The sequence below is a fragment of the Acidovorax sp. SRB_14 genome (genome assembly GCF_012932145.1).
In the GTDB taxonomy this organism is placed as follows: Bacteria; Pseudomonadota; Gammaproteobacteria; order Burkholderiales; family Burkholderiaceae_C; genus Simplicispira.
This window is the reverse complement of record NZ_MWOK01000045.1, coordinates 1-3,444: the sequence shown is the minus strand read 5'-3', so window position 1 is coordinate 3,444 and position 3,444 is coordinate 1. Positions and strand designations below refer to the sequence as shown.

Here is a 3,444-nt window from a genome sequence, read left to right as displayed (position 1 = left end):
CGCCCGCCATTGCCATTGCCGCCGCTGCCTGCGGTGGCGCTGCCATTGGTGGCGCTGCCGTTGTTGATGTTGCCGTTGGAGGCATTGCCACCTGCAGAGCCGTTGGACCCGTTGCCTGCGGCCCCCGTGCCTCCCGTGCCCGAGCCACTGGCGCGGCCACCGTTGCTGGCGCCGCCCGTGCCCGCCTGGGCGGTGCCACCGTTGGCATTGCCGCTGTTGGTGGCGCTGTTGCCGATGTCGCGCACGCGGTTGCCCGTGACCATGCCGCTGAGGTTGCTGGTGGCCATGGCGGTAGACACGTTGAAGGTGTCGCTCAGCGTGCCCGTCGAGCCGTTGTTCAGGGCCGCCGAGCGGGCCGCGCTGGCCGTGGCCGCGCCAGAGCCCCTGTTGGTGCCATTGTCGGATTGGTTGGTGTTGGTATTGGTGGTGGTGTTGGTGTTATCGGTGCGGGTTGTGTTCTGGGTGGTCGTTTGGCTGTTGTTGTCATTGCTCGCACCGCTGTTGATATTGGTGCTGGAATTGTTTCCTGACGTGCCCGTTTGGCGGGTGTTCTGGTCGGTGCTGCTGGCGAAAGCCGCGCCGCTGATACCAAACGCAACTGCCATGGCCGAAGCCACAAGTGTCATCTTCATAGAGCCTCCTACGGTGAGTGGAACAGGATCAAGGGTTGAGCTGCGCGGGCGCAATTCACGGGGGTCACAGCAACTTTGGTGCCAGCCATGTGCCCTGGGGCCGCGTTGGCGTGGCTGCCGCAAAGACCGCGGCCGTCTGGCGCCGAAAAGCCGGGTGTGCGAGACGCTTCCACCCCAAAGGCCACAGCAGGCTGGCGCATGCACTGCATGGGGCAGGGGCGGCGGCATGGCAACCTGGCACCCCAAGCCGCGCCTTGCCCTGCGCTTTCCACATGCCGCAGACTGGGGTGTCTCAATGCTGTGACGCCGGGGGCGCGGCGCGGTGTACGCGGACGGTGGCAAGCCGTCCGTGCGCTTGCGGGGCTCATGGCGGTGTCGATCGAATGTTGCATGATGCTATGAAACTTATAGCTGTCAGCGAACGTGTATCAAGCGATTGACGGTCTTTTCGTGATAACCGCCGTCACCGCTGGCCAATGCTCTGCTGGATCGCGTCGGCCAGGGTGCCGTGCAGGTTCACGGATCGCACCATGCCCAGCCCGTTGCTGCTGGCATTGATGATCGTCTGGTAGCGGATCTGCTGGTTGTTCAGCGAGTTCTGGATGAAGGTGCCCGTTGTCGCTCCGGCAATGGCGGTGACCGTAGGACCCGTGGCCGTCGGGCTGCTGGTGGTGGTCGATGGGCCCGACGCGAAGCTGTTGCCTGGTCCGTTCTGCACGAGGCTGAGGGTCTCAAGCTTCTGGCTCAATTGGGTCGCCTGTGCCGGTGTGAGGTCTGCCACACGGCCGACGTTGAGCGAGGTCTCGGTGATCAGTGCGCCATTGATGAATACGGCGCGGGAGATGCCAAACGACACCATCAGGCCATCGCCCATGTTGAAGCCGCCACGCAGACCGTCGAGCGTTTGGTCGGCCACGGCCATCCAGACCGCGTCTTGCGCGGGCGGCGCCGCCACGGCAGGGCTGGCCAGCGCACCCACCACGCAGGCGCAGGCGGCCGCTCTGGCAAGGCCTGGGGCTGCGCTGGTTCGCAACAGTGCGCGGCGCATCAGAAGTCTCCCGGCCCGTGCTTTTGCAGGGCAAAGCCGGTGAAGCCCGCACGGGCCATCTCGCTGCCCAGGGGCGCGCGCGGCGCCACACGCCAGTCGGCGGCCAGGTTGAAGCGCGCAGCATCCATGGCGTTGTGGATGACGAACAGCAGCTTGCTCTGCCACAGGGATTCAAAGGCAGCGCGCGACAGGGCGCGCGTGCCTTGCGCCGGATCGCCCACGAGCACGCGGTCGCCTTGGAGGCCTTTGACCACGACGAAGTGCTGGTAGCCGTTTTCATTGACCAGCACGATCGCCGGAATGCGTGCTTCCTGCAGCTTGTCGAGGGGCTGCTGGAAGCCGTCGGCCTCGAAGCCGAGGCTGGCCAGAAAGCGCTTCATGTCGAGCAAGGAGAAGCCTTCGCGCTGGATCTTGGCCTGGTCGCCCAGCGCATACATCTGGGCGAACACGGTCTGTTCGTCGACCGGTGTGCCGTAGTGGTGGGTCAGCAGCGTGGCAAGGGCCGCCGAGCCGCAGCTGAAATCGTATTTTTGCAGCAGCGTGCCCGCCAGGCGCGCTTGTTTGATGCTGGTCACAGGCAGGGTCACGTCGCCTGCGGCCATGGAAGGGAAATAAGCCGGTTGCGCGCCCGCCGCAGTGGCTGCGTTCAGCAGCAGTGCCAGGGAAAGCAAAAGCAGTCGCATGGTGGCCACCGGTGTCAGTTCATCTGCACGTTCACGATGACGGCGTTCTGGATCAGCACGTTGGCGCCCGAGTTCTGGACCACGACGGGTATGCCGCTCATGTTGGCGAACGCGCCGGCGCTGATGGCGTTGCTGCCGGTGTTGACGTGCTGGGCGGTGTTGTCGGCAGTGGTGCCCGTGAGGGCCATGTCGCTGTGCACTTGGGCAGCGCCGCCGCGGTAGCTGTCGAGCGCGGCGCTGTCCACGGCGCTGGCAAACAGGTCGGTGGCAGAAGTGGTCTGGGCCGTGGCCACGCTGGCCAGCAGGGGCGTGCCGAGCAGCACCAGCGCTGCGGGAAGGGAGCGGATCAAGGTCATGGCGTGTGCCCTCGTTGCGGTCGTTGGGGTAGGCAAGAGGCGCAGCGCAGGCGTGGCGTGCACGCGCTGCGCGGGCCTGGGGAGGCGCTTACTTGCCGACGGCCAGGTTGGCCTGCACGTTCACGCTCTGCTGGACCAGCGACGAGATGCCGCTGTTCTGGCTCGCGACCATGATGCCGGCGGCCGACTGGCCGACGCTGGTCATGGTGTTGGCCATGCTGAACGTGCCCGCGCTCACGGTGTTGGTGCCGCCAGCGCCGCCGCTGCCGCCCGCGCCCGTGCCACCGGCGCCGCCATTGGCGGTGTTGGTGCCGCCACTGCCGGCGCCACCCGTGCCGCCCGCGCCGCTGCCACCCGCGCCGCCGTTGCCGCTGGTGTTGGCGCCGTTGCTGGCGCCGCCGTTGGTGGCGCTGCCATTGGTGCTGCTGCCGCCGGCGCCGCCCGTGCCCATGCCGGCGGTGCGGGTGCTGCCGCCGCCATTGCTGTTGGAGGTGCCGCCTGAGCCGGTGGCGGTGGCGGCTCCGCCGCTGCCCGAGGTGCCGCCGTTGCCGCCCGTGCCGCCGTCGGTGTTGCTGCCGCCATTGGCGGAGCCACTGCCACCACCGCTGCCGCTGCCGCTGCCGTTGGCAGCGGACGCACCACCGCTGTCTCCGCCATTGGCGCGCCCGCCATTGCCATTGCCGCCGCTGCCTGCGGTGGCGCTGCCATTGGTGGCGCTGCCGTTG

At 67.5% G+C, this 3,444-nt stretch carries 4 protein-coding genes and 1 pseudogene; all 5 read right to left on the bottom strand.

Annotated features, from left to right (window positions below; genetic code table 11):
* Positions 1 to 632: hypothetical protein (locus B2J86_RS18320; RefSeq protein WP_206043302.1), on the bottom strand; the 632-nt coding region annotated here is incomplete at its 3' end.
* A gap of 463 nt (positions 633 to 1,095) precedes the next feature.
* On the bottom strand, positions 1,096 to 1,680 hold the full coding sequence (locus B2J86_RS17915; protein WP_169170430.1) for a hypothetical protein: 585 nt from the start codon (positions 1,678 to 1,680) through the stop codon (positions 1,096 to 1,098).
* Positions 1,680 to 2,363, bottom strand: a complete 684-nt coding sequence (locus tag B2J86_RS17910; RefSeq protein WP_169170429.1) for a C39 family peptidase — start codon at positions 2,361 to 2,363, stop codon at positions 1,680 to 1,682. The genes B2J86_RS17915 and B2J86_RS17910 overlap by 1 nt, the downstream gene beginning before the upstream one ends.
* A gap of 14 nt (positions 2,364 to 2,377) precedes the next feature.
* The gene (locus B2J86_RS17905; RefSeq protein WP_169170428.1) at positions 2,378 to 2,719 is read right to left on the bottom strand and encodes a hypothetical protein; all 342 of its coding nucleotides are present in this window, start codon (positions 2,717 to 2,719) and stop codon (positions 2,378 to 2,380) included.
* A gap of 88 nt (positions 2,720 to 2,807) precedes the next feature.
* Positions 2,808 to 3,444, bottom strand: a pseudogene (locus B2J86_RS17900) (hypothetical protein); the annotation flags it as partial.